We start from the raw sequence: 23,463 nt of genomic DNA, 5'->3' as shown, positions 1-23,463 counted from the left end.
GGCGCTATTGGCCGACGTGGGCGATGCTGGCGATCTCGATCAGCGCATCGGGTTTCACCAGTCCGCACTGGATGCAGTAGCGCGCGGGCTTCTCGCCGGGGAAGTACTCGGCGTACACCTCGTTGACCTTGGCGTAGTTGGCCCAGTCGGTGAGCATGATCATGTTGAAGGTGACGTCGTCCATGCTGCCGCCGGCGGCCTCGACGACGCCCTTGATGGTTTCCAGCACATGGCGGGTCTGCGCGGCGGCGTCGCCGACGTGGACCACGTTGTTGTCCTTGTCGAAGGGCAGGGTGCCGGAGACGTAGACCACGCCATCGGCCATGGAGCCGGGCACGTAGGGGGCGAGCGGTTTGCCGGAGCCGGCGGGGATGATTGATTGCTTGGGCATGTCGTTGATTCCTTGCAAGGCATTCAGGCGAACCCAACGGACGCCTCTGCGGGCGCCGCGGTCGGGCACTGGGGTGTAATCAGCTGGCAACAGCCACGCTGGGTGCGGTCGCGAAGCTCTGACAGAAGGCGTCGACACTGGAGACCCAGCCGAAGAACGTCTCGATGTTGTACAGCGCGGCCTGCTGGGCGAACTCCGGCCCGGCCTGGTGGGTGGCATCGGCCAGCACCACGCCGAAATACTCCAGGTGGAAACCGTCGCGCAGGGTCGATTCCACGCACACATTGGTGGCGATGCCGGTGAACACCAGGTTGCGGATGCCACGGGCACGCAGGGTGCTGTCCAGCTGCGAATTGAAGAAACCGCTGTAGCGCGGCTTGGGCACCAGAATGTCGCCGGGCTGCGGCGCCAGTTCGTCCACCAGCGCGTAATCCCAGCCACCCTTGGCGAGCAGGGTGCCGGCCAGTTCCGGACGCTTGCGCATGGTCTTCAGCGCATTGGACTTGTGCCAGTTGGGCGAACCCGGCCCGCCCGCCTCGACGTAGCCGTTGTCCCAGCCGTTCTGCAGAAAGATCACCTGTATGCCGGCGGCGCGGGCCGCGCTCAGCGCCTGGCGGATCTTCGCGATCACCGGCTGGGTCGCCGACACATCGAAGCCGGCCAGATCCAGATAGCCGCCGCGCGTCGCATAGGCGTTTTGCATATCCACCACGACAAGCGCGGTTTCGCTCGCCTTCATCGCGAGCGGCTCGGGGCGTGCCGGTAGCTGCACGGGCTCGTCCGTGGCGCTCAGGCCGTAGCCGGAGATCTGTTCGGCGGCGCTCATCAGGCCGACTCCTTCAGCGCGGTGACGTGCCGACGGCTCTGCATCAGCGGCTGAATCTTCTGGCCGAAGGCTTCGACGCCTTCGAGGAAGTCATCGAAGGTCAGCATCACGCCCTGCATGCCGGGCACGGTGGCGATCTCATCGAGCATCCGCGCGACGTTGGCGTAGGAGCCCACCAGCGTGCCCATGTTGATGTTCACCGCCGAAGTCGGATCGGCCATCTGCCGGATGTTGCTGTCGGCGCCCTTGTCGGCGGCGCCCTGCTCGCCGAGCCAGGCGATGGCTTCCTCGTCGGCGCCGGCCTTGTAGTGCTCCCACTTGGCCCGGGCGGCTTCGTCGGTTTCGTCGGCGATCACCATGAACAGCACACAGGAGGTGACGTGGCGGCCGGTCTTCTCGGTGGCCTTGAGCAGTCGCTCGGTGGCCGGGGCGAAGGCGGTGGGGGTGTTCACGCCCTTGCCGAAGCAGAAGTTGTAGTCGGCGTACTGCGCCGAGAAGGCCATGCCGGCATCGGATGAGCCGGCGCAGATGATCTTCATGTCCGCCTGCGGTGTCGGGCTGACGCGGCAGTCTTCCATCTGGAAGTGCTCGCCCTTGAAGTCGCTGCGGCCGGTGGCCCAGAGGTCGCGCAGCACCTGAGCGTATTCGCCGAGATACTGATAACGGGTGCCGAAGAATTCGTCGCCCGGCCACATGCCCATCTGCGTGTATTCCGGCTTCTGCCAGCCGGTGACGAGATTCACCCCGAAGCGCCCGCCGGAGATCGAGTCGATGGTCGAGGCCATGCGCGCGACGATGGCCGGCGGCAGGGTCAGCGTTGCGGCAGTCGCGAACAGCTGGATCTTGCTGGTGACCGCCGCCAGGCCGGCCATCAGCGTGAAGGATTCCAGGTTGTGCTCCCAGAATTCGGTCTTACCACCGAAGCCGCGCAGCTTGATCATCGACAGCGCGAAGTCGAAGCCGTAACCCTCGGCCTTCTGCACGATGGCCTTGTTCAGCTCGAAGCTCGGCATGTACTGCGGCGCATTCTCGGAGATGAGCCAGCCGTTGTTGCCGATCGGAATGAAAACACCAACATCCATGGGTAGCACCTCTGTACGCAATGGCTAGAAAGCGCTGCCCGAACGTGACGGGCAGGGTCGAGGGTGCATTAGCAGGATGCAGGCCAGAAAGTTAATTTCCTTTTTTATCAACGAGATAAGTTGCTTGTGTGGTGCGATGTGGACCATTTGGTCTGAATCGGAGCACCTGGTTTGTGCGCGGCGCACGAAGATCGTGCAGCAGTCGCTTGCTGCCTTCGTCGCTCGTGCGCCGCACGCTCGCCGCGCTACAGTAGCGCCTCGTTCGAACCCATCCGGTAATCCCGTGACAGACCAGCCCCCCGTTCCGCCCCGCAAGCGCCTTACCGCCAGCAAGACACCACGGCCAAAGGGCGCAGCCCGCGTACCGAGCGCCAGCGCCCAGGACCGCCGCCTGCGCATGATCGAAAGCAAGCGCGCCAGCATTCTTCAGGCCGCGCTGGAGCTGTTCTCCCGCTTCGGCTTGCACGGCACCAGCCTCGACCAGGTGGCGACCCAGGCAGACGTTTCCAAGACCAACCTGCTGTACTACTTCGGCAACAAGGAAGAGCTATACACCAACGTCCTGCGTCAGCTGCTGGAGGTCTGGTTGCAGCCGCTGCAGGCATTCAGCGTCGAGCAGGACGCGGTCGAGGCGATCCGCGACTACCTGCGGGTCAAGCTCGAACTCTCCCGCGACCATCCCGCCGAATCGCGGCTGTTCTGCATGGAGATCATGCAGGGTGCGCCATTGCTGCTGGGCGAGCTGCAGCAGCCGCTGCACGACCTGGTCGAGAACAAGGTCGCGGTGATCCAGGCCTGGATCGACGCCGGCAAGCTCGCACCCATCGCGCCGCATCACCTGATCTTCTCGCTCTGGGCGACCACCCAGCACTACGCCGACTTCCGCGTGCAGGTCGAGGCCGTGGCCGGCAAGACCCTGGATGATCCGGCGTTCTTCGAGGAAACGCTCAAGAGCCTGCAGTCGCTGATCCTCGATGGGGTGAGGCCGCGTTGAGCATGCTTTCCATCAAGCCGCCACGCTCCACGCTGAGCTGGCTCGGCCTGAAACTGCTGTCGATTACTCTGATCGCGCTGAGCCTTTCCGCCTGCTTCGAGGAGGCGCCGCAAGCAAACCCGCGGGCTAAGGACGTCACCGTGTCGACCGCCACCAACTTCGCCCGCGCGCTCGTTTCCCGCGACTTCACCGAGGCTCATGCTCTTCTCTCAACGCAGGCGCAGCAGCGATATTCCGCAGCGCAACTGCAGCAGGCTTATGCCGACATGACCTCCTACGGCGATGGGCCGGGCGCAGTGGATGGCCACGTCGAATTCATGGATGACTGGCCCGCCCGGCAATCGCAGGACATCGGTTGGGCCTACGTTTCGATTACCGGTGCAGGCTTCATCGAGGCCGTGACGGTAGTCGTCGCCGAGGAGAACGGCGCCGCAAAGATTCGCGAGATCGACGGATACGACCTCCGAGCGGAAGCGGGTCGGCAGGCGTTTCTCGAAGAGCGTTGCTACATCCGCTTCCGGATTACTTCGAGCCGTGAGGAGGCGCGTTCGCTGGAACGTGTGCTGGAGGCCGGCGGAGCCTTTCCTTTTCAGGGACGGGTGAATCCTGAGCGTTGAGCTCCGCCGGGTGGTGCCAGCAGTCGCCGCGCCTTCAAACCGCCTGCCTTTGCCGGTAGCCCTGCGCAACCTGCGCCAGCACCACCAGCGTCACGATGGGCAGCAGCCCGATGTTCACCGCCGCCCAGCCAGCCTGAGCGATCAACGCGCCAGAGGCGAAGGACATCACCGCGGCGACGCTGCCGTTGCTCAGCTCCATCAGGCCCTGTGCCCGGGCGCGCTCGCTTGCGGCATGGCCCTGGCCCAGCTGGGTGGTGCCGGCGACCAGCATCAGGTTCCAGCCGATGCCTAGCAGGCAGCTGCTGAGCAGGAAATGCCAGTGGCTGACGCCGAGCAGCGCGACCACCGCGCTGGCAATCAGCAATCCTCCACCCACACAGGCGACCAGCCGGCAGCCGAAGCGGTCCACCAGCGGCCCGGCGACGAATGCCGGGAGGAACATGCCGAGCATGTGCCACTGGATGACCTGACCGCTGGCCTGCAGATCCAGACCTTCGCCATGCATCGCCAGGGGCGTGGCGTTCATCACCAGGATCATCAGGCCGTGGCCGGCGGCGGTGGTCAGCACCGCGGCGCGAATGGTCGGCCGCGCCAGCAGTGCCTGCCAACTGACTGCTGGCAGGGCGGGCTGAACGCCGGGCGTTCCGCTGCTTGCCGGCAATCCAGCAAGCACCAGCACGCCCAGCGCCGCGAGGCTGGCGATCAACAGATAGGTGCCGGCGAAGGGAACGCTGGCGAGATCACGCGCCATGTGGCCGAGCGTGGGCGCGATCAGCGCGGCCAGCACGCCACCGCCGATCACGCAGGCGGTGGCACGCCCTTTGAAGGCGTCGCTCACCGCTTCCAGCGCGGCGAAGCGGTAGTACATCGCCGAGGCCTGGTAGGCGCCGATGGGCAGAGCGCCGAGACAGAGCAGGGTGAAGCTGTCGAGCCAGAGCGACAACGCGCTGATCAGTCCGCCCAACACGCCGGCCAACGCACCGATGAGAAAGCCGGCGCGACGGCCGCGGCGCTGCATCAGCCCCGCCAGTGGTTGCAGGGCGAGCAGGCCGCCGAGCATCAGCAGGGCCAGCGGCAGGGTGGCGAGGCCCGCCGCCGGCGCCAGGCGCAGCCCGACGATGGAAGTGAAGATGATCCCGGTCATCGAGCAGGACCAGAACAGCGCCTGGGCGATGAACAGGCGCAGGACCTGAGGGTTGCTGAACAATAGGTGCATGGCGAGGCCCCTTGAGGGTGATGAGCGGGCACAGCGCTGCCTGGCGATAAGCCGGGCAAGCTGTGAACGGTGAGCGAGGTTCGGACGAAGCGTCAGCCGAAGCGCTGATAGAAGTCCCGCGGGCTGACCGACAGGTGTTTCTGGAAGCTTCGCCTGAGGTTTTCCGGATGGCCGAAGCCGGTCAGCCGCGCCACCGTCGCGATCGAGGCCTGGGCGTCGAGCAGCAGATTGCGCGCGGCTTCCAGGCGCACCCGTTCGATGTACTGGCCCGGCCCCATGCCGGTTTCCTGGCTGAACAGACGGCACAGGGTGCGCGGCGTCATATGCGCCTGGGCGGCCAGCGCCTCGATGGACAGGTCATCGCCCAGGTGCCCGGGAATCCATTCCAGCAATGCGGCTAGGCGCGCCACGCCGCCACTCGGCGCCGCCAGCATCGGGCTGAACTGGGTCTGCCCACCCGGCCGGCGCAGAAACATCACCAGCCGCTGAGCAACCGAAAGCGCCAACGCGCGGCCGAGATCGGCCTCGACCAACGCCAGCGCCAGGTCGATGCCCGCCGTGACGCCCGCCGAGCTGAACAGATGAGCCGCCTGCGGATCGGTCGGGTCATAGGTGTGCAACCGGTCACCCTGCACCTCGATGGTCGGGTACGTGCCCAGCGCAGCGAGGTCCGCCCAGTGCGTGGTCGCCTTGCGTCCATCGAACAGCCCGGCCTCGGCCAGGATCAGCGCGCCGGAACAGACCGAGCCCAGGCGCCGCACCCTGGGTTCGGCGGCCCGCAGCCAGTCGAGCAGCGGTTGGTCGTGCTTCTGCGAATCCACGCCGACACCGCCCGGAACCAGCAAGGTATCCAGCGTGGCCGGATCGCACACGGCCCAGCTCGCATCCGCCACCAGCTTCAGCCCCGCCGAGGTGGCGACCGGGCCGACGCTGGCAGCGAGCAGCATCAGCTCGTAATGTCTCGGCAGGCCCTGACGCTGCCGCTCGACATTGGCCGAGGCGAACACCTGCATCGGGCCGGTGACATCGAGGCTCATCACATCCGGGTAGATCAGGCAGGCGACGGTGCGGGTGGCGTCCATGGTGCAGCTCTCAGGGTGGATGCCTGCAGTCTGCTGCCGAGGCGCCGCTGTCGCAATGACAAGGTTCCCACGGATCTTGCCAATGCACATATTCCTGGCTCAATTAAAATCTAGATATTGACATTTATCGATATGAGGTCGACGATCGGTTTCTTGTCGCAGTTGCGGTATACCCGACTGCACAGCCCTCACGGGGCGGTACTCACATTCAGTGAGGCAGCCTCCATTATTTAATATCTAGAATTCACGATATCTAAATCTTACGTTATGAATCATAAAGCTCTTTTTACACCTGCCTCGCTTGGTTCCTTCACGCTATGTAACCGCATCGTGCTGCCACCGCTGACACGCTCGCGCAGCTCGCAACCGGGCAATATTCCAAACGCCGTAATGGCGACCTACTACCAGCAACGTGCCAGTGCAGGGTTCATGGTGACGGAAGGCATTCAGATCGAGCCGCGAGGCCAGGGATATGCCTGGACGCCCGGGATCCACAGCCCTGAGCAGGTCGAAGGCTGGAAGGCCGTTACCCAGGCGGTGCACGCTGAGGGCGGCGTGATTTTCGCCCAGCTCTGGCATGTCGGCCGTGTCTCGCACACCTCGCTGCAACCCGGTGGTGCCCAACCTGTTGCGCCGTCCGCCATTGCGGCGACCAACGTCAAAGTCTTTATCGAAACGGGACCGGGCGAGGGCGCGCTGGTCGAGCCCTCGATGCCGCGGGCGCTGTCCAATGCCGAAGTCAAAGAGCTGGTACAGCTCTATGCCGAGGCCGCACGCAACGCGATTGAAGCAGGCTTCGATGGCATCGAGATTCACTGCGCCAACGGCTACCTGGTCAACCAGTTCATTTCCGCCCACACCAATCGCAGGACTGACGAATACGGCGGTTCGCTGCAGAACCGACTGCGTTTTCTGCGCGAAGCGGTCCAGGCGATAGCCGACGCCATAGGAGCCGAGCGCGTGGGGGTTCGCTTTGCGCCGCTGTTCGCCAGTACGGATGAGGAGCGCGTCTACCTTGGCCTGGTGGAGCAAGACCCGCATGAGACCTACATCGAAGCGGTGAAGATTCTGCAAACCATCGGCGTCGCGTACGTATCACTGGCCGAGGCCGATTGGGACAGCGCGCCCGAGTTGCCCAGCAGTTTCCGCGAGGCGGTGCGTGCGGCGTTCAGCGGCACGATCATCTACGCAGGCAAGTACACCCCGGAGCGCGCCACCGCGGCGATCGAAGCCGGTTGGGCGGACCTGATCGCCTTCGGCCGTCCGTTCATTGCCAACCCTGACCTGCCGGCGCGTATCGCCCACGGTTGGCCTATGAATCCGCTGGATGCCAGCAGCATGTATGGCGGCACCGAAAAGGGTTACATCGACTACCCGGCGTACGCGCACTGAGTCGGCATGCGTGCGCTCCCGTGGAGTGCACGCAGCCAGCACCGACAAAGTATCGTAAGATCGCGAAAACCCATTACCTGCCGCGGATATGAGCATAGACGTCAGTGAAGCGCTGAAGGCCCTGGATAACCCCACACGCCTGGCCATTCTTACCCTGCTGAAGGACCCGAAGGCCAACTTCCCCGAGCAGGAAGCCGATCCCGAACAGCTGGGTGTCTGCGTCAGCATCATCCAGGAGCGTGTGGGGTTGTCGCAGTCCACCGTCTCGAATTACCTGGCGGCGCTGCAGCGCGCGCAGTTGGTGACGTCGCAGCGTATCGGTCCCTGGACCTACTACAAGCGAAACGAAGAGAAGATCGCCCAGCTGCTCGAGGCGCTCAGCAAAGCCATCTGAGCTGGCTGCGAACTGCGTGTCGCTGGCGTCAGCAGCATGTGAGCCGATCGTTTTTCCAGCCGGACGTGACGGGTCGCTCGCAATGGGGCGCAGTTATCGACTGACCTTGCTCGCCCGATATCGCCCCGGCGTCATGCCGACCACCGTCTTGAAGTCATGAATGAAGTGCGCCTGATCGCTGTATCCGCAGGCCAGGGCGGTGTCCAGTAACGGCTGGCCCGCGCGCAGCTGGTTGCGCACCAGCGCTACGCGCTGGATGCGGCTGAACTGCTTGGGGGTCATTCCTACATGATGGCGGAACAGGCGCTCCAGCTGGCGCTGGCCGAGCGGTACGGACTGGAGGAGGTCGGCCAGGCGTGCACGGCCCTCGGTCGCGGTGATCTCCGACAGTAGCTGTTGCACTGGGAAGCGTCGCTCCTGAGTCGCCTGCAGACGTCTCATCAATTCCTGCTCTACCAGCAGTTGCTGCGCCTCGCGGCTCAGCTCGGCCAGTTGGTCGACCATCCCTGCAAACCCCAGTCGCTGCCAGTCTGAGCTATGAAAGCCCGCCAGCTCATCCAGGCTGATGCCAAAGAACGCCGCGCCCATCCCAGGGCGAAAGCGCACGCCCATCAGCCTCACCTGCCCAGCCAGTTGCAATCGCGAACTGGCAAGCTGCGGCCCGGCGATCAATGCACGAGGCTTGTGCAAATGGCCATCGAAGGCCAGCGGGTCGGCGAAATTGAAGATGACCCCACAGGCGCCGTCCGGATGCAGCATCTGCTCGTCGTAGACCGTGGCGGCGTCACCCTCCAGCCACCAGAAACGCTGCACATAGGCAGCCAGTGCTGGCGCGGGCGGGCGAGTCAGGAAGCCACTGATGTGTGGCAGTCGTTCGTGCAGGGCGGACATGGAAGGCGGCGTTCAAAGATGTCGAAAATCTACAATAGCTCAGCTCGGCGGCTGCGTAGCCTTGGCTGCACATTCAAACCGAGGAGTGACCACCATGCGCATGAACTACCAGGCCGCCGCCCCCGATGTGATGACCGCCATGATCGGGCTGGAAACCTACCTGGCGCGGCAGAGTCGCCGCGAGGACGGCGTCGACAAACCGCTGATGGAGCTGGTCAAGATCCGCGTCTCGCAGATTAACGGGTGCGCCTACTGCCTTGACATGCACACCAAGGACGCCCGCGCCCTCGGCGAAACCGAGCAGCGCATCTATGCCCTGAGTGCCTGGCGCGAAACCCCGTTCTTTACCGACCGCGAACGCGCCGCGCTGGCCTGGGCCGAGGCCAACACCCTGTTGCCGCAAGGCGTTTCGCAACAGCTGTTCGAGGAGGTGCGTGAGTATTTTTCCGAGGCTCAGCTCGCCAACCTGACCCTGGCCATCGCCACCATCAATGCCTGGAACCGCTTTGGCGTATCCTTCGCGCCGGTGCCGGGCAGCTATCAGCCGGGGTAGGGCGGATGCCTGCCGCCACTCGGCTGGAAGGTCGGGCGGTCAGGGCTTGATCTGCTGGTTGCCCATGGCGCAGAAGCTCTGCGCCTGCCGGGCAGCCGGCAGCGCGCGCAGGCGGCTCATGCATTGGGCCTGGCTTGGCGTCCGTGCCACGCTGAGCATGGCGTTCTCGTCGACAGCGATCAGGTAGGGCTGGTTGTAGCGCGGGCCATCGTGCCAGCTGCTGAACTGCAGATCGCTGAAGGCGCAGCGATAATGCATGTGGCCGGCGAAGCCCTTGAAAAGATCGTTCCGGAAGATGTGATGGTATTTCTGCCAGTCACGGGCGCGCTGGCCCTCGCGTACCGCTTCGCGGCAACCCTCCAGTTCGGTGATATCCGGCTCATGTAGAAACGCGCTCTGCGCCAGGCTGGTGCCGTCCAGCTGTACCGTGGCGACCAGATAGACCCGCTGTTCGGCCGCCTGTGCCGTGAGCGCCATCAGCAAACCCAGCGCCAACATCCCTGTTCTGATCAATCTGCAATGCTCCTGAAGGGCCGTTTCGTCGAGGACCGCACCCTAGCCGAGGAGCGCGTCGGGAAACAAGCGTGCGAGTTGCCGGAAAAGGGCGCCGATCGAGGGGATGAACTCCATTGTCGGCTGCTGTCGAAATCAGTGTATCCAGCGCGTTCGTTCATACGGGGAAATGAAATGTTGCAAGCCCATCGCGGCATCCGGCTAACGCTCGGCGGCTTTGCTGTAAATTGGCCTGCCATTGGCAATGAAATCTCCCTTACATGACCCTCCTGATAGCGTTCGCTGTCTTATCCATCCTCGTTTCATTCATCTGTTCGATCCTCGAAGCCGCACTGCTCTCGCTGACACCGAGCTTTATCGCGCACCAGAAGACGACCCGTCCGAAGCTGTACGAGCGCCTCAAGGAACTGAAAGACAAGGTCGACCAGCCACTCGCGGCCATCCTGACCTTGAATACCGTCGCCCACACCGTTGGCGCGACCGGTGTCGGTGCGCAGGTCACCGTGGTATTTGGCAACGGCTATGTCGGTATCGCCTCGGCGGTGATGACGGTACTGATCCTGGTGCTTTCGGAAATCCTGCCCAAGACCATCGGTGCCCGTTACTGGCGCACGTTGGCGCCGTACCTGCCGCCTCTGCTGAACGGCATGATCTGGATTCTGAAGCCCTTCATCTACCTGTCCGACATGATCATGCGGCTGGTCGGTGGCAAGGAGCCGGAGCACGACATCCGCCAGGAGATCAAGGCGTTGACGGTGCTTGGCCGCGAGAACAAGAGCCTCGACGAGGACGAGCAGCGTGTCATCAGGAACATCCTCGACCTGCACGAGATCAAGGTCCGTGACGTCATGACACCGCGTACGGTGTGCGACTACACGTCGCCGGAGACCAGCATTGGCGCATTCAAGGAGCAGGTTGCCGACAGCCAGTTCTCGCGCTACCCGGTGATCGGCGACAACGAGAGCCCGCTGGGTGTGGTGTTCCGCTATGACGCCCTGTCAGCGACCGATGACGAGGCGCCGGTCTCGACGATCATGAAGCCGATGAAAGTCGCGCCGGAAATGACCAGCGTCGAGAACCTGATGACTCAGCTGCTGCACGAGCGCCAGCACATGTGCCTGGTCTACGACGAGTTCGGCAGCTGGCGCGGCCTGGTGACGCTGGAAGACATCATGGAAACCATCATCGGCCAGCCGATCATGGACGAAACGGACGACATCCCGAACATGCGCCGCTTCGCCAAGCGCCGCTGGGATCACCGCATCAAGCGCGCCCGCGACAGCTGACCGAGCATGCGGAGCGGGTCTGCCGCTCCGCATGAAGCTGCCGGATCTCAGCGCTTGACCGTCCCGAACCGCATGAAACGCGTCTCGCCGCTGGCATCCTCGACCCCGTCGTTATCGGTGACGACGAACAGACGCCCCTGCTTGTCGACCGCCGCACCTTCGACCTTGTCCAGCACCCAGCCACCGGTGCTCTTCAGATCAGGTAGCAGATCGCGCTCCAGACGCTTGCTTGCGAGCGGGAAGCGCTGACCTTCAGCGGCGGGCTGCAGGCCATTCAGGTCGATGCGGTACAGGCGCTTGATCTGTGCCGCCGGGCCCTGCTGGTTGTCGCGCTCGATCACCAGGAACTGGCCGTTGTCGATTGAAGTGAGCTCGGACAATCCGACCCAGCCGCCCTCGGCTGCGGCGTCGAGCGGGTAGTGGATGAACCCCCATTCACCAGTGCCCGGGTTGAACACGCCGATGCGCACCCGCCCGGCGGGGTCGTTCTTCCACTCGCGTTGAACGGCCACGTAGACGCGGGTGCTGGCGCCTTCGCCGACCACCGCGACGCCCTCGAAACCGTTGCTGGTCTGCTGGGCGGCGACCTCCGCGGGCAGGGCGAACTCGTCCAGTACTTCGCCCCTGGCGTTGGCGTGGATCAGCAGGTTCGGCCTGGCCTTGCCGTTACCTTCCGAAGCCAGCCAGAAATCGCCATTGCTGGCCTGGGCGATGCCTTCCAGATCGTAGTCGACGCTCGTGCCAGCCTTGCGCAGTTCGATCTGGCGGTCGATCAGTGCCGGTGTCTGGCTGGTGTCGATGCTGAAGATCCGCGACGCCTTGTAGTAGCTGTCCGGTACTGCATAGAGGCGGTCGGACTGGCTGCGGTCCGCGACCAGGCCGCTCAGCGCGCCCCAGGAGATCAGGTCGCGATCAGTGGAGCGGATCTCCGGGTAAGGTGCGGTCTTGGCACCGTACTGGTAGATCGAGAGCGTCGACCGGTAGCCGTCCTCGGCCGAGTCTTCTTCACTGCTGACCACCAGCAGGTTGCGCGACGGGATCGGCAGGATGCCCTCCGGCCCCAAGCCCGTAGGCAGCAACTGATGCATCACCGGCGCCCAGGGGCGGGCCACGTCGTAGACGGCGACCGCATTGCCGCGCTCGCTGCCGACGAACAGCAGGCTGTGCTTGCGGAAACGCGCCGCGGCGATGCCCTCCGGCTCGATGCCCTTGTTCTCCGAGCGGTTTTCCGGGTAGTGCCCGGCGCGGATGAAGGCGTGTTCCAGCGAGGCGCCGGCCTCGTGCCAGACGTGGCCGTTGTAGTCGAACAGGGTGAAGCTGCGGCTGCCGCCTTCCGCGCCTTCGGCATCCTCGTAGTCGCCCTCGTTGGCGGTCGCCAGCAGCGGCCCGACCCAGGCGATCGAATCCGGCTCGCGACGCTTGCCAGCGAGCACGCCGACCGGTTCGATGCGGTCGTTCTCCTCGACGTCCACACCTTGCAGATCCACCTGGCCGGCGCTGAAGTGGCGCATCACCCGGCCACGGCGCAGGTCGACCAGCACAATGTGGTTGTTTTCCTGCAGGGTGACGGCGGCCACGTCCTGGTCGTTGATGCTGACGTACTCAGGCTCCGGATCACCCGGCGCGACCTCGGCCAGGCCGGTCAGGTCGACGTCCCGCGTGCGCCAGCGCGACGGCTGACCCTTGAGGTCGACGATGCGCAGAAAGCCGGCCGGCAGCTGTGGGATCAGCCCGTCGTTGAGGTCTTCGTCGCGCTCGTTCTCGATCGCCACCGCGGCATAGCGACCCCGCGGGCTGATGGCAATGGAATCCGGCTGGCCACCCATGGGCAGCGTGGCGACGCGTTTGGGTTGCGCCGGATTGCGAATGTCGAACACCGCCAGCACACCATCGGGCTGGGTGAAGCCGAGCGAGGTGTTCACCGCGACCAGCGCGTAGTGGCGATGTACGGCGACCGAGGTCGGTTCGCCTTCCAGCCGGATAAAGCCCGCCGGCTGCGGCGATTTCGGATCGCGAATGTCCACCAGGCCGATGCGCTCGCCAGGGCTGTCGGTGTAGATCAGCGTGCGGCCGTCGCGACTCACCGCGGTGATCTCGGCTACGGTCTGCCGGGTGGCATCCTCATCGGCACCCAGGTTGCGAAAGACCGGGAAGGTCGCGACCCGCTCGAAGTAGTCTGCGGCGCGGAGAGGTGCCGCCTGCGAGGCCAGCGGCAACAAGGCCAAGGACAGGGCAGTGGACAATACGGTGCGGGTCAGGCGGGTCGGAGTTCTCATGCGGGCCTCGGCGGTCAGTGTGGGGGACAGCCAGAACACGCTAGGGCCGGATTGTTACGTGGCGGTGACGGCGAGGAGGTCGAGCATTACGGGAGGAGATGCGGGTGGCATCGGTTCTGCGTTGCCGGCGCGCTGGTTATCGCCCCCGCTGTCAGACGGATACCCGTGCAGGCTCAATCCACGGCCGGCGCCGCTTCGTACAGCTCCAGCGGCAGGCCGTCCGGGTCCGCGAAGAAGGTGAATCGGCGACCGGTGTACTCATCCAGCCGAATCGCTTCCACCGCAACGCCCTGACGCTCCAGCCATGCCTTGCACTGCGCGACGTCGTCCACCGCAAACGCCAGATGCCGCAATCCCTGCGCCTCCGGTCGTGAAGGGCGCGGCGGCGCATCGGGAAAGGAAAACAGCTCGAGCTGAGCGCCATCCGGCAGCGCGAGGTCGAGCTTGTAGGAGCGACGCGCCTCGCGGTAATGCTCGGCAATCACCGTCAGCCCCAGCGTCTCGGTATAGAAGCGCTTCGATACGACATAGTCCGAGCAGATGATCGCGACGTGGTGGATGGAGCGGAGCATGCGCAAGGTCCAGCGGGAATTGTCGGGTAGAGACTGTCAGGAAAGGCGAGCGTTCGACGAGCCGGATCGTTACATCTCGTTCGGTTCTCTGCCCTGGAGGCCCAGCGCAGTCACCGTCAATAGAATCAGCCCCATGCCCAGGATCTGCAGCGCTGCCAGACTCTCATCCAGTACCACGACGCCGAAGAGCGAAGCGGTTACCGGCTCGACCATCGCCACGATGGACGCCACAGCCGGTGCGGTATGTCTGAGCCCGACGATGTACAGAATGAAGGACAGCCCTGCACCGACCACACCCAGAACGATGAACAGTGGCCAACTCGGGGCGCCTGGCACCGACGCTGCCTGTTGCGCGTCGCTCATCGAGGCGAGTATGCCAACGAGCACCGCGAACGCTATGACGAGAATCGCCTGAGGACTGCCGTGGGGCGCCGCGTACTTGAACGCAAAAATAAAAGCCGCATAGGACAAACCGGATAGCAGGCCGGCTCCGGCTGCCACGAGCGTAATGTCGCTCGCGCCGACGTCATGGATACCGGTCAGCAAGATGACGCCGAGCATCACCGTTGCGATTGCTGCCCATTTGAACAGCGTCGGCCTTTCGAGTCCGAACGCGAAGGATGCCAGGTAGACGAACACCGGCGCTGAGTACATCAGGGTCGCTGCCACCGCAACGCTGCCCTCGGCGATGCTCAAGAAGTAAAAAGAGAAGTTGCCCGCCACGCCGATGCCGGCGATTACCGACCAGAACCACAGCCTGTGGCTCGTCATTCCACTGCCGGCCGGGCGTAATGCCAGCCAGATGAGCACGCACACGAGGCCGATCAGGCCCCGGTAGAGCGAGACTACGGTGGGGCTCCAGCCCTCGCTAATGAGGACGCCGCCTATCCCACCCGATAGTCCTCAGCAAAGTGCGGCAAGCACCACCAGCAGCGCACCCAGGCTTGCCGGCTTCCCCTGAGTTCTTCCATTTGTTCGCGGCGAGCGCTGCGCCATAAGGTCATCCTATGCCTTCAAGAAAGCCGCAAGGGACCAACCTGCAGGCGCATGACGAGCAGCCGGTAACCGCGCGGTCACCGGCCTGCTACTCGTCACTGGTTGCGCGTCACCCGCCAGACCACATTGGCCAGGTCGTCCGCGACGATCAGGGCTCCGCTGGGGTCGACGGTCACGCCCACCGGACGACCGCGGGTTTTGCCGTCCTTGCGGAAGCCGGTCATGAAGTCGACAGGTTCGCCTGCCGGGCGGCCATCGCGGAACGGCACGAAGACCACCTTGTAGCCGGACGGATCTTCCCGGTTCCAGCTGCCGTGCTCGCCGACGAACGCGCCTTCGGTGAATTGCTCGCCCATGACATCCGAGGAAAAGTCCAGGCCCAGCGCGGCGACGTGGGCGCCCAAGGCGTAGTCCGGGGTGATCGCCTGCTTGACCTTGTCCGGGTCCTGCGGACGGACGCGATCGTCGACGTTCTGCCCCCAGTAGCTGTAGGGCCAGCCATAGAAACCGCCTTCCTGCACCGAGGTCAGGTAGTCCGGCACCAGGTTTTCGCCCAGTTCGTCGCGCTCGTTGACCACCGACCACAGCTGGTCGGTGCCGGGCAGTATCGCCAGGGCCGTGGGGTTGCGCAGGCCGGTGGCGTAGGGCTTGTAGGCGCCGGTTTTGGTGTTGATCTGCCAGACCACGGCGCGGTCGACCTCGGCTTCCATCCCGCGCTCGGTGATGTTGCTGTTCGAGCCGATGCCGACGTAGAGGTACTGGCCATCGGGGCTGATGGTCATCGCCTTGGTCCAGTGGTGGTTGATCTCCGAGGGCAGGTCAACGACCTTGGTCGGCGGACCGCTGGCTTCGGTCTGACCTTCCTCGTATTCGAAACGCACCAGTTCGTCCTGGTTGGCGACGTAGAGGTTGCCGTCGTGGAAGGCCAGTCCATAGGGGGCATTAAGTTCATCGGCGAAGACGTTCTGCATTTCGTAGCGGCCGTCGCCATCGGCATCTCTCAGCAGGGTCAGCCGGTTACCGCTTTTGACCGACGTGTTGCCCTGCGCCTTGATGTAACCGGCGATCACGTCTTTCGGTTTCAGCTTGGCTGCATTGCCGCCACGACCTTCGGCCACAAGGATGTCGCCGTTGGGCAGCACCAGGGTCTGTCGCGGGATCTGCAGATCGGTGGCTATCGCCGTCACGCTGTAGTTTTCCGGCACCGTGGGTGTTGCATCGCCCCAGGGTGTCGGCTCGGCGATCTTCATGCTCGGCAGCATTCCGCGGTCGGGTTCCGGCAGTTTGGGGTTGGCGCCATACAGGCTGGCGGCGTCCTGCTCATCGCCACCGCAGGCGCTAAGGAACAACGCGATGGTCAGGGCGGAGAGTGCATTGGTGTGCTTCATGCTTCACCTCCGTCACGCAGGTTGGAAAGGCCGATCCACGCGGCGGCGCAGGCCAGCAGAGTGACGATCACCGAGAGCACCAGGCCGGTCGGCATGACTGCCCAGGCGTCCTTGGCGTGCTGCAGGGCATTGATGAAACCGACTACCCAGGTCGCCACGAGCACCAGCAGATAGATCAGCGGTCGCCCTGTCCTGTGCCTGGCCTTGATCAGGTTGACGACCGCGAACAGGATTGCCAGCCCGCAGAACACCAGGCCGCCGGCGATCAGCCAGGAGGCGAAGTTGCTCCATTGAATCTGGTAGCTGCGAAAGTAGGCGACGTCGCTCAGCAGTGCGCCGAGAAACAACGGCACGCTCCCGGCCAGTAGGATCGAGTGCAGCGGATGCGGCACGTGGCGGGAAACGCTGTGAGTGGTTTCTGTGGTGCGGTAGGTGATGACGGTCACAAGGAACTCCTCATTGCTTTCGACCAGCCCTGCGCGGCGCGGATCGCTCTGAAGGTGCTTAAGAGGGGATCGTGCTGTGCGACCGTTAGTTCACTCATATCGCCGAGCGGCGCGCAGCTCTCGGCCATTGCTGCTCGCGCCCATTTTTCGTGCCTCGCGCACAAACCAAGTGCTCTGAACCGGACCATTTGATCCGTTTTGCCCTGGTCAAATCGCTAAGCCACTGATCTGTAAGCGAATCGATCCGGTGGCACGCTTTCTGCTCTCTCCTAGAAAGTCGCCCGTGTGCAAAAGGGCGGCAGCGTCACGCATACAGAGAAGCGCCCGCGCCATCGGCGACGCGCTCAGGTTTCAGCCTTGCGTCAGAGGAGTGCGTCATCCATGACTCTGCAATACGTTCCCATCATCGACCTCGCGCCGTATTTCGCCGGCACGCCGGAGGGCAAGGCCCAGGTAGCCAAGGCCGTTGACCAGGCCTGTCGCGACATCGGTTTTCTGGTCATCACCAATCACCAGATCCCCACTGAACTGATCGAGCGCGTGTCGCGGCTGACGCGGCAGTTCTTCGCCTTGCCGTTGCCGGAAAAGCGCAAGGTCGACCGGCCCAGCCCGGAAATGGTGCGCGGCTACAGCGCCATCGCCGAAGAGAGCCTGTCGTATTCGATGGAGGAGGCCGCGCCCGGCGATCTCAAGGAATCCTTTTCCATCGGGCCCAGCGATGTGCCGGATGAGGACTACTACCGTTGCGCCGCAGCCGGCCCGCATTTCGCGCCAAACGTCTGGCCCACCGGCATCGAAGGCTTCGAGCAGGCCTATCGCGAGTACTTCGCTGCCATGAGCGAGCTGTCGCAGTCGCTGATGCGCATCTTCGCCCTGGCACTGGAGCTGCCGGAAACCTTCTTCGACGACAAGATCGACAAGCACATCAGCATGTTCCGCAGCCTCAGCTATCCGGACGTGAAGGGCGCGGTGGAGCCCGGGCAATTGCGTGCCAGCGCCCACACCGATTACGGCAGCCTGACCATCGTCAAGCCGGACAACGCGCTGGGCGGTTTGCAGGCGCGCAACCGTCAGGGCGAATGGGTGGATGTGCCCTATGTGGAGAACGGCTTCGCCGTGAACATCGGCGACCTGATGATGCAGTGGACCAACGATCAGTGGATTTCCACGCTGCATCGGGTGGTCAATCCGCCTGAGGACAGCCCTGCCGACAACGGGCGACAGTCACTTGTGTTCTTCCACCAGCCCAACTACGACGCGCTGATCGAGTGCCTGCCGGGATGCCTGAGCGAGGGCGAAGCGCCACGCCACGCGCCGGTCACCTCTGGCGACAACCTGCTCTCCAAGTTCGTCAAGCAGACCACCTTCGGCAAAGGGCTGGAGGTCGCATGAGCACCCTTTCCTACGTCAACGTCTTCGCCCGCGACATCGAAGCCCTGAGCGGCTTCTACCGCGAGCTGTTCGGCTTCCGGAACATTCCCGAAATCGCCTCGCCGATCTTTCGCGGGTTGGATACCGGCAAGAGCTGCATCGGCTTCAACGCGCCGGAAGCCTATGAACTGCTGCGGCTGGACGAATTCGCCGACACCCGCGGCTGCAAGTTCCTGCTGAACATCGACGTCGATTCGCAAGGCGAGGTCGACCGCCTGGTGCCCATTGCCGTCGCCATGGGCGCGACGCTGATCAAGGCGCCTTACGAAACCTACTACCACTGGTACCAAGCGGTGCTGCTGGACCCCGAGAAAAACGTGTTCCGCATCAACCACATGCTTTGACGATCCCACCATCAGGAAATTAAAAATGCTGAATAAGTTCATGAAACGGACCTTGTGTGCGGCGGTGGCTCTCGGCCTGACAGGCGCGGCGGGCCTGGCTTCGGCGCAGGAAGGGCAGGGGCTGACGCTCGATAAACCGGCGAAGATCGCCATGCTCTACATCAGCCCGCGCAATGACGGCGGCTGGACCCAGGCCTTCGACGAGGCGCGGCAGAAGCTCGAAACCGAGCTGGATACCAAGATCCAGTACGTCGAGAGCGTGCCGGAGAACGCCTCTTCGATCCGCCCGGCGGTGGACCGGCTGATCCAGCGCGGCGCCAACGTGATCATCGGTACTGCCTTCGGCTATTCCGACACCTTCAAGGAATTGGCTGACAAGTATCCGGATGTGGCCTTCCTCAACGGCTCGGGCACCACCAACAGCGGCAACCTCGAATCCTTCTACGGGCGCACCTACGAAAGCCAGTATCTGTGCGGGATGGCTGCGGGCGCGGCGTCGAAGACCGGCAAGCTGGGCTTTGTCGCCGCCAATCCTTTCGGCCAGGTTAACTGGACGGTCAACGCCTTCGCCCTTGGCGCGCAGCAGATCAACCCGGATGCCACCGTCACCGTGGTCTACACCGGCGCCTGGAACGACCCCGTCAAGGAACGCGCCGCCGCCATGGCGCTGATCGACTCTGGCGCCGACGTGCTCGGCCAGCACGTCGACAGCCCGACACCGCAGATCGTCGCCCAGGAGCGCGGCGTGCACGGCACCGGGCACCATCGCGACATGAGTGAGTTCGCCCCTGACGCCACCGTCTGCTCATCGGTCTGGGTCTGGGACAAGTTCCTCGCGCCGGAGCTGAAGAAGATCAGCGCCGGCAACTGGACGCCGCCGGAGAACGGCGCGCTGCTGTCCATGGCCGAGGGCGGCACCGACGCGGCCTGCTGCGGCCCGGCGGTTTCCGAAGCGGACAAGGCCAAGATCATGGCTGCCCGCGAAGAGCTGCTCAAAGGCGAGAAGCAGATCTACGCCGGCCCGATGCTCGACCGCGACGGCACCGAGCGCATCGCCGCTGGTGAGGTCATGGCCGACCCTGCGCTGTGGCAGATGGACTGGTTCGTCAAGGGAGTGATCACCCAGCAATGAGCAACCTGAACGCGATCCAGCTGACCGGGGTGAGCAAGTCGTTCGACGGCTTCATGGCTCTGTCCCAGGCAGACTTCACCGCCAAGTGGGGTGAGGTGCATGCGCTGCTCGGCGAGAACGGCGCGGGCAAGTCGTCGCTGATGAACATCGCCGCCGGCCTCTACGCACCGGAAAGCGGATCGCTGTTGATCAACGACAATGCGGTGCGGTTCAGCGGCCCGCGGGATGCCAGCCGCTACCACATCGGCATGGTTCATCAGCACTTCAAGCTGGTGAAGCCCTTCACCGTGGCCGAGAACATCCAGCTGGGGCTGCCCGTGGGGCCCGGCAATCATGCTTTCGCGGGCAGCCACCGGCAGCGGCTGACGGCTTTGGAACAGCGGATCAGCGACAAGGCGGCAGAGCTTGGTTTCACCATCGACCCGCGCAAGGTCACCGAGTCGCTATCGGTGGCCGAGCAGCAGCGGGTAGAAATTCTCAAGGTGCTGCTGGCCGGTGCGCGGATCCTGATCCTCGACGAGCCGACGGCGGTACTCACCGATGGGGAGGCCGAGCGCCTGCTGGAAACGGTGCGCGCCTTCGCACGGCAGGGCGCGGCGGTAATCCTGGTCACTCACAAGATGAGCGATGTGAAGCGCTTCGCCGATCGCGTCACCGTGATGCGGGGCGGTCGGACGATACAAACACTCGATCCGCAAACGGTCTCGGTGCCCGAGCTGGTGCGCTTGACCGTGGGCGAGTCGGCGCCGGCCAGCGAATACCAGCCGGCGATACCGGGCGAGGTGCGGCTGCAGGTGCGTGATCTCAGGTCGACGGGCGCGGGTGGCCACGGCGTGCTCAATGGCGTGAACCTGGGCCTGCGCGCGGGCGAGATCTACGGCATCGCCGGTGTCGGCGGCAATGGCCAGAGCGAGTTGGCCAATGTGCTGATGGGCTTGCCCGAGTCCTGCGAAGGCGCATTGGAATTGACCGGTTTTGGCGACTTGCGCCGGGCCAGCTCTGAACAGCGCCGGGAGTTGCGCATCGCCTCGATCCCGGCCGACCGCTACGGCACCGCGCTGGCTGGCGAGCTCTCGGTGGCGGAGAACTTCGGTGTCGGGCAGATCCACAGCGGGCGCTATGGCTCGTTCTTCAATCTCCGGCGCAAGCGTCTGGAGGAAGACGCTGCCGAGGCGGTAGCCGGGTTCGACGTGCAGGGCGTGCGCTCGCTGAAGCAGAAGGCCGCGCTGCTTTCCGGCGGCAACGCGCAGAAGCTGGTGATCGCCCGCGAGTTTTCCCGCGACCCGCAACTGGTGTTGGTACATAGCCCTAGCCGCGGGCTCGACGTACGCGCCACCGCAGCCGTGCATGGCCGCCTACGCGCCGCCCGCGATGCCGGCGCGGCCGTGCTGGTGATCAGCGAAGACCTCGACGAAGTGCTGGCCCTGGCGGATCGAATCGGCGTGATGAACGCCGGGCGCATTGTCGCGGAATTCGACCGGCCGGCGGATCGCCAGGCCATTGGTAGGGCGATGGTCAGCCATGGGGAGCTGAGCCATGGCGAGTTGAATCCAGAAGGGGTAAACCATGAATGAACAGGTACGCCCCGTGATGCTGGAGCAAGCTGCGCAAGCGACCGAGCGCCCGAAACAGCCGCTGCTGTCGCGGCGTTACGCACTGGAGATCCGCCAGCAACTGGCCTGGCATTGGCAGGCTGCGATCATCGGTCTAGCCCTGTTGCTGGGGCTGGGCATTTCCGCCGCGATCCTGATCGCCGCAGGCGTGCCGGCCGGCGAGCTGCTCAATGAATTTGTCATTCTCACGGTGTTCGATGCGCAGAGCCTGAAAGCGGTCTTGTTTCAGGCATCGCCGATGATCCTCGTCGGCCTGGCCGGCTGCATGGCGTTTCGCGCCAAGTTCTGGAACCTCGGGCTCGAGGGGCAGATGATCTGGGGCGCCATCGGTGCGACGTCGATCTCCCTGTTCGAGGTCGGTCCGCAAACGCTGCGCCTGCCGCTGATGCTCGCTGCGGCGATCTTTTGCGGGCTGCTCTGGGCGCTGGCGCCGGTGTTGCTCAAGCTGCGGCTGAAGGTCAACGAGATCATCTCGACGCTGATGCTCAACTACCTGGCGATCAATTTCCTGCTGCACCTTTTGTACGGAAGCTGGAAAGACCCGAAAAGCTCGTTCCCTTATTCACCGCAATTCCAGCCGTTCGAGCGCCTGCCCGAGCTGTTCGACGGCATCAGCGCGGCAGTGCCGCTGGCCGTGTTCGTCGCGTTGCTGGCGCTATGGTTTCTCGGCATTTCCCGCGCCGGGCTGTACCTGCGCTTCGTTGATGCCAACCCGCGGGTGGCGGGCGCGGTGGGCGTGCCGGTGCAAAAGATGATCATCGGCACGGTGCTGGTTTCCGGTGCCATGGCCGGGATCGCCGGATTTCTCGTCACTGCCGGGCAGGAGGGGCGGCTGACCCAGTCGTTCTATCAGGGCTACGGCTTCTCCGGAATTCTCATCGCCTTTCTTGCGCGCAACAACCCTGTGGCGGCGCTGGTGGTGGCGCTGTTGATGGCGATGCTGTTCGTCGCTGGGCGCAGCCTGCAGGTGTTCTACCAGATCCCGTTTTCCATGGTGCAGTTGATCCAGGCGATCCTGGTGATCTGCGTCGCCTCCTCGGATTTCTTTATCCGCCACCGTATCCGCCGCGTTCAGGGAGGCGAAAGCTGATGGACATGATCGCCAACTGGCTAGGCAACACACCGGACTTCGCCGTGCCTTTCGCCCTAGCGGCGCTGGGGCTGATTCTCACGGAACGGGCGGGCGTCCTGGCGCTGGGCGCCGAAGGGCTGATGCTGGTGGGCGCCCTGGCCGGGATTGGCGCGCAACTGGCGTTCGGCAGCCACGGCACTTCGCTGCTGATGGCGATGGGCGCGGCTGCCGTGGTGTCGCTGTTGTTCGCGCTGATGGTGCTGGTGCTGCGCATCAACCAGGTGATCGCAGGGCTCGCCTTGGTATTTTTCTGCCAGGGCCTGACCGGCTTGCTCGGCACGCTGCTGGACTGGACCAACAAGCCAATCAAGGGGCTGGGTGCGGTGGAGCTGTGGCCGCTGTCGGAGTTGCCGCTGCTGGGCAAGGTCTTTGTTCAGAACCCGCTGGTGTTCATGACGCCGCTGATCTTTCTTGCCGTGGTCTGGTTTCTCACCCGCACCACTACCGGCCTGCGGATGCGCGCGGTCGGGGAGAACCCGCAGGCTGCGGATGCAGCAGGGATTTCCGTGCTCGGTTATCGGCTCGCAGCAATTCTCGCGGGTTCCGCGCTGATCGGCCTGGCCGGCGGTTATATCTCGGTGCTCAGCACCAAGCTGTGGATCGCCGACATGACCGGCGGCCGTGGTTGGATCGCCGTAGCGCTGGTGATCTTCGCGCGCTGGTCGCCGTGGAAGGCCCTGGCCGGAGCGCTGCTGTTCGGCTGCATCGAGGCGCTGATCCCGCAACTGGCCGCCGCCGGCGTGCGCCTGCCGCAGTACTTCGTGCTGATGACGCCTTACGCCGTGACCCTGGCGGTGATGATCTGGGTCGCCAGCGGCAAGAACGTGGCGGGCAACCAGCCCGGCGCTCTGGGTATTCCCTTTATCCGCGAGGAGCGCCGCTGAAGGCCGCGGCGC

The 23,463-nt window shown here is 64.3% G+C and carries 24 protein-coding genes; 12 read left to right on the top strand and 12 right to left on the bottom strand.

The window, feature by feature from the left end; translation table 11 throughout:
- Positions 1-4: 4 nt before the first annotated feature.
- The 3 genes from rutC to rutA all read right to left on the bottom strand — a co-directional run bounded on the left by rutC (position 5) and on the right by rutA (position 2,299).
- Positions 5-391, bottom strand: coding sequence for a pyrimidine utilization protein C (gene rutC, locus BM275_RS16700; protein WP_014819103.1), 387 nt, complete (start codon positions 389-391; stop codon positions 5-7).
- A 79-nt stretch (positions 392-470) separates the two neighbouring features.
- On the bottom strand, positions 471-1,217 hold the full coding sequence (gene rutB / locus BM275_RS16695) for a pyrimidine utilization protein B (protein WP_090522428.1): 747 nt from the start codon (positions 1,215-1,217) through the stop codon (positions 471-473).
- Positions 1,217-2,299: a pyrimidine utilization protein A gene (gene rutA, locus BM275_RS16690; protein ID WP_090522426.1), complete on the bottom strand. Its 1,083-nt coding sequence runs from the start codon at positions 2,297-2,299 to the stop codon at positions 1,217-1,219. The genes rutB and rutA overlap by 1 nt, the downstream gene beginning before the upstream one ends.
- 283 nt (positions 2,300-2,582) lie before the next feature.
- Between rutA and rutR the strand changes: the two genes are divergently transcribed.
- Entirely contained in the window at positions 2,583-3,293 is a 711-nt protein-coding gene (gene rutR / locus BM275_RS16685) for an HTH-type transcriptional regulator RutR (protein WP_090522530.1), read from the top strand.
- Positions 3,294-3,295: 2 nt separating this feature from the next.
- Positions 3,296-3,910 carry a hypothetical protein gene (locus BM275_RS16680; RefSeq protein WP_090522424.1) on the top strand — a complete coding sequence of 205 codons (615 nt, stop codon included), beginning with the start codon at positions 3,296-3,298 and terminating at the stop codon, positions 3,908-3,910.
- A gap of 34 nt (positions 3,911-3,944) precedes the next feature.
- Here BM275_RS16680 and BM275_RS16675 read toward each other — a convergent pair whose 3' ends face one another.
- Entirely contained in the window at positions 3,945-5,126 is a 1,182-nt protein-coding gene (locus BM275_RS16675) for an MFS transporter (protein ID WP_090522422.1), read from the bottom strand.
- A 92-nt stretch (positions 5,127-5,218) separates the two neighbouring features.
- Entirely contained in the window at positions 5,219-6,208 is a 990-nt protein-coding gene (locus BM275_RS16670) for a GlxA family transcriptional regulator (protein WP_090522528.1), read from the bottom strand.
- A gap of 267 nt (positions 6,209-6,475) precedes the next feature.
- Here BM275_RS16670 and BM275_RS16665 point away from each other — a divergent pair, with 267 nt between their 5' ends.
- Complete coding sequence (locus tag BM275_RS16665) at positions 6,476-7,600, top strand: alkene reductase (protein WP_090522420.1); 1,125 nt, start codon at positions 6,476-6,478, stop codon at positions 7,598-7,600.
- 88 nt (positions 7,601-7,688) lie between these two features.
- A complete protein-coding gene (locus tag BM275_RS16660) occupies positions 7,689-7,994 on the top strand; it encodes an ArsR/SmtB family transcription factor (RefSeq protein ID WP_090522418.1) in 306 nt (101 codons plus the stop codon).
- 93 nt (positions 7,995-8,087) lie between these two features.
- On the opposite strand, the gene BM275_RS16655 is transcribed toward BM275_RS16660, so the two are convergent.
- Positions 8,088-8,885 carry a helix-turn-helix transcriptional regulator gene (locus BM275_RS16655; protein ID WP_090522416.1) on the bottom strand — a complete coding sequence of 266 codons (798 nt, stop codon included), beginning with the start codon at positions 8,883-8,885 and terminating at the stop codon, positions 8,088-8,090.
- A 94-nt stretch (positions 8,886-8,979) separates the two neighbouring features.
- Here BM275_RS16655 and BM275_RS16650 point away from each other — a divergent pair, with 94 nt between their 5' ends.
- A complete protein-coding gene (locus BM275_RS16650) occupies positions 8,980-9,438 on the top strand; it encodes a carboxymuconolactone decarboxylase family protein (RefSeq protein WP_015275696.1) in 459 nt (152 codons plus the stop codon).
- A gap of 39 nt (positions 9,439-9,477) precedes the next feature.
- Here BM275_RS16650 and BM275_RS16645 read toward each other — a convergent pair whose 3' ends face one another.
- The gene (locus tag BM275_RS16645; protein WP_090522414.1) at positions 9,478-9,936 is read right to left on the bottom strand and encodes a hypothetical protein; all 459 of its coding nucleotides are present in this window, start codon (positions 9,934-9,936) and stop codon (positions 9,478-9,480) included.
- Positions 9,937-10,211: 275 nt separating this feature from the next.
- On the opposite strand from BM275_RS16645, the gene BM275_RS16640 reads away from it, so the two are divergent.
- Positions 10,212-11,237 (top strand): CNNM domain-containing protein, encoded by a 1,026-nt coding sequence (locus BM275_RS16640; protein ID WP_014819118.1) that lies wholly within the window; start codon positions 10,212-10,214, stop codon positions 11,235-11,237.
- A gap of 47 nt (positions 11,238-11,284) precedes the next feature.
- On the opposite strand, the gene BM275_RS16635 is transcribed toward BM275_RS16640, so the two are convergent.
- The 5 genes from BM275_RS16635 to BM275_RS16615 all read right to left on the bottom strand — a co-directional run bounded on the left by BM275_RS16635 (position 11,285) and on the right by BM275_RS16615 (position 16,915).
- Positions 11,285-13,513 carry an esterase-like activity of phytase family protein gene (locus tag BM275_RS16635; protein ID WP_090522412.1) on the bottom strand — a complete coding sequence of 743 codons (2,229 nt, stop codon included), beginning with the start codon at positions 13,511-13,513 and terminating at the stop codon, positions 11,285-11,287.
- Between the two features lie 173 nt (positions 13,514-13,686).
- Positions 13,687-14,085 carry an SMU1112c/YaeR family gloxylase I-like metalloprotein gene (gloA2, locus tag BM275_RS16630; RefSeq protein ID WP_090522410.1) on the bottom strand — a complete coding sequence of 133 codons (399 nt, stop codon included), beginning with the start codon at positions 14,083-14,085 and terminating at the stop codon, positions 13,687-13,689.
- Between the two features lie 69 nt (positions 14,086-14,154).
- Positions 14,155-14,958, bottom strand: coding sequence for a DMT family transporter (locus BM275_RS16625; RefSeq protein WP_255779768.1), 804 nt, complete (start codon positions 14,956-14,958; stop codon positions 14,155-14,157).
- Positions 14,959-15,176: 218 nt separating this feature from the next.
- Positions 15,177-16,469, bottom strand: a complete 1,293-nt coding sequence (locus tag BM275_RS16620; protein WP_090522408.1) for a PQQ-dependent sugar dehydrogenase — start codon at positions 16,467-16,469, stop codon at positions 15,177-15,179.
- On the bottom strand, positions 16,466-16,915 hold the full coding sequence (locus BM275_RS16615) for a DUF2231 domain-containing protein (protein WP_090522406.1): 450 nt from the start codon (positions 16,913-16,915) through the stop codon (positions 16,466-16,468). Before BM275_RS16615 ends, BM275_RS16620 begins: the two co-directional genes overlap by 4 nt.
- Before the next feature lie 381 nt (positions 16,916-17,296).
- Here BM275_RS16615 and BM275_RS16610 point away from each other — a divergent pair, with 381 nt between their 5' ends.
- The 6 genes from BM275_RS16610 to BM275_RS16585 are packed head-to-tail and all read left to right on the top strand — an operon-like array spanning position 17,297 to position 23,451.
- Positions 17,297-18,307: an isopenicillin N synthase family dioxygenase gene (locus BM275_RS16610; protein WP_090522404.1), complete on the top strand. Its 1,011-nt coding sequence runs from the start codon at positions 17,297-17,299 to the stop codon at positions 18,305-18,307.
- Positions 18,304-18,690, top strand: a complete 387-nt coding sequence (locus tag BM275_RS16605; RefSeq protein ID WP_090522402.1) for a VOC family protein — start codon at positions 18,304-18,306, stop codon at positions 18,688-18,690. The genes BM275_RS16610 and BM275_RS16605 overlap by 4 nt, the downstream gene beginning before the upstream one ends.
- A 25-nt stretch (positions 18,691-18,715) precedes the next feature.
- A complete protein-coding gene (locus BM275_RS16600; protein ID WP_090522400.1) occupies positions 18,716-19,822 on the top strand; it encodes a BMP family ABC transporter substrate-binding protein in 1,107 nt (368 codons plus the stop codon).
- Entirely contained in the window at positions 19,819-21,396 is a 1,578-nt protein-coding gene (locus BM275_RS16595; RefSeq protein ID WP_090522398.1) for an ABC transporter ATP-binding protein, read from the top strand. The genes BM275_RS16600 and BM275_RS16595 overlap by 4 nt, the downstream gene beginning before the upstream one ends.
- A complete protein-coding gene (locus BM275_RS16590; protein WP_090522396.1) occupies positions 21,389-22,525 on the top strand; it encodes an ABC transporter permease in 1,137 nt (378 codons plus the stop codon). Before BM275_RS16595 ends, BM275_RS16590 begins: the two co-directional genes overlap by 8 nt.
- On the top strand, positions 22,525-23,451 hold the full coding sequence (locus BM275_RS16585) for an ABC transporter permease (RefSeq protein WP_090522394.1): 927 nt from the start codon (positions 22,525-22,527) through the stop codon (positions 23,449-23,451). The genes BM275_RS16590 and BM275_RS16585 overlap by 1 nt, the downstream gene beginning before the upstream one ends.
- The last annotated feature ends 12 nt before the right edge of the window (positions 23,452-23,463 follow it).

Origin of the sequence: Stutzerimonas kunmingensis (assembly GCF_900114065.1) — a bacterium.
In the GTDB taxonomy this organism is placed as follows: Bacteria; Pseudomonadota; Gammaproteobacteria; order Pseudomonadales; family Pseudomonadaceae; genus Stutzerimonas; species Stutzerimonas kunmingensis.
Note: the sequence above shows the minus strand (reverse complement) of the source record. Positions and strands in the feature narration are given on the sequence as shown.

Excerpts from the sequence above, each read along its gene's own strand:
- rutC (WP_014819103.1), bottom strand. The coding sequence starts at position 391 with ATGCCCAAGCAATCAATCATCCCCGCCGGCTCCGGCAAACCGCTCGCC.
- rutB (WP_090522428.1), bottom strand. The coding sequence starts at position 1,217 with ATGAGCGCCGCCGAACAGATCTCCGGCTACGGCCTGAGCGCCACGGAC.
- rutA (WP_090522426.1), bottom strand. The coding sequence starts at position 2,299 with ATGGATGTTGGTGTTTTCATTCCGATCGGCAACAACGGCTGGCTCATC.
- BM275_RS16680 (WP_090522424.1), top strand. The coding sequence starts at position 3,296 with ATGCTTTCCATCAAGCCGCCACGCTCCACGCTGAGCTGGCTCGGCCTG.
- BM275_RS16675 (WP_090522422.1), bottom strand. The coding sequence starts at position 5,126 with ATGCACCTATTGTTCAGCAACCCTCAGGTCCTGCGCCTGTTCATCGCC.
- BM275_RS16670 (WP_090522528.1), bottom strand. The coding sequence starts at position 6,208 with ATGGACGCCACCCGCACCGTCGCCTGCCTGATCTACCCGGATGTGATG.
- BM275_RS16665 (WP_090522420.1), top strand. The coding sequence starts at position 6,476 with ATGAATCATAAAGCTCTTTTTACACCTGCCTCGCTTGGTTCCTTCACG.
- BM275_RS16660 (WP_090522418.1), top strand. The coding sequence starts at position 7,689 with ATGAGCATAGACGTCAGTGAAGCGCTGAAGGCCCTGGATAACCCCACA.
- BM275_RS16655 (WP_090522416.1), bottom strand. The coding sequence starts at position 8,885 with ATGTCCGCCCTGCACGAACGACTGCCACACATCAGTGGCTTCCTGACT.
- BM275_RS16650 (WP_015275696.1), top strand. The coding sequence starts at position 8,980 with ATGCGCATGAACTACCAGGCCGCCGCCCCCGATGTGATGACCGCCATG.
- BM275_RS16645 (WP_090522414.1), bottom strand. The coding sequence starts at position 9,936 with ATGTTGGCGCTGGGTTTGCTGATGGCGCTCACGGCACAGGCGGCCGAA.
- BM275_RS16640 (WP_014819118.1), top strand. The coding sequence starts at position 10,212 with ATGACCCTCCTGATAGCGTTCGCTGTCTTATCCATCCTCGTTTCATTC.
- BM275_RS16635 (WP_090522412.1), bottom strand. The coding sequence starts at position 13,513 with ATGAGAACTCCGACCCGCCTGACCCGCACCGTATTGTCCACTGCCCTG.
- gloA2 (WP_090522410.1), bottom strand. The coding sequence starts at position 14,085 with ATGCTCCGCTCCATCCACCACGTCGCGATCATCTGCTCGGACTATGTC.
- BM275_RS16620 (WP_090522408.1), bottom strand. The coding sequence starts at position 16,469 with ATGAAGCACACCAATGCACTCTCCGCCCTGACCATCGCGTTGTTCCTT.
- BM275_RS16610 (WP_090522404.1), top strand. The coding sequence starts at position 17,297 with ATGACTCTGCAATACGTTCCCATCATCGACCTCGCGCCGTATTTCGCC.
- BM275_RS16605 (WP_090522402.1), top strand. The coding sequence starts at position 18,304 with ATGAGCACCCTTTCCTACGTCAACGTCTTCGCCCGCGACATCGAAGCC.
- BM275_RS16600 (WP_090522400.1), top strand. The coding sequence starts at position 18,716 with ATGCTGAATAAGTTCATGAAACGGACCTTGTGTGCGGCGGTGGCTCTC.
- BM275_RS16595 (WP_090522398.1), top strand. The coding sequence starts at position 19,819 with ATGAGCAACCTGAACGCGATCCAGCTGACCGGGGTGAGCAAGTCGTTC.
- BM275_RS16590 (WP_090522396.1), top strand. The coding sequence starts at position 21,389 with ATGAATGAACAGGTACGCCCCGTGATGCTGGAGCAAGCTGCGCAAGCG.
- BM275_RS16585 (WP_090522394.1), top strand. The coding sequence starts at position 22,525 with ATGGACATGATCGCCAACTGGCTAGGCAACACACCGGACTTCGCCGTG.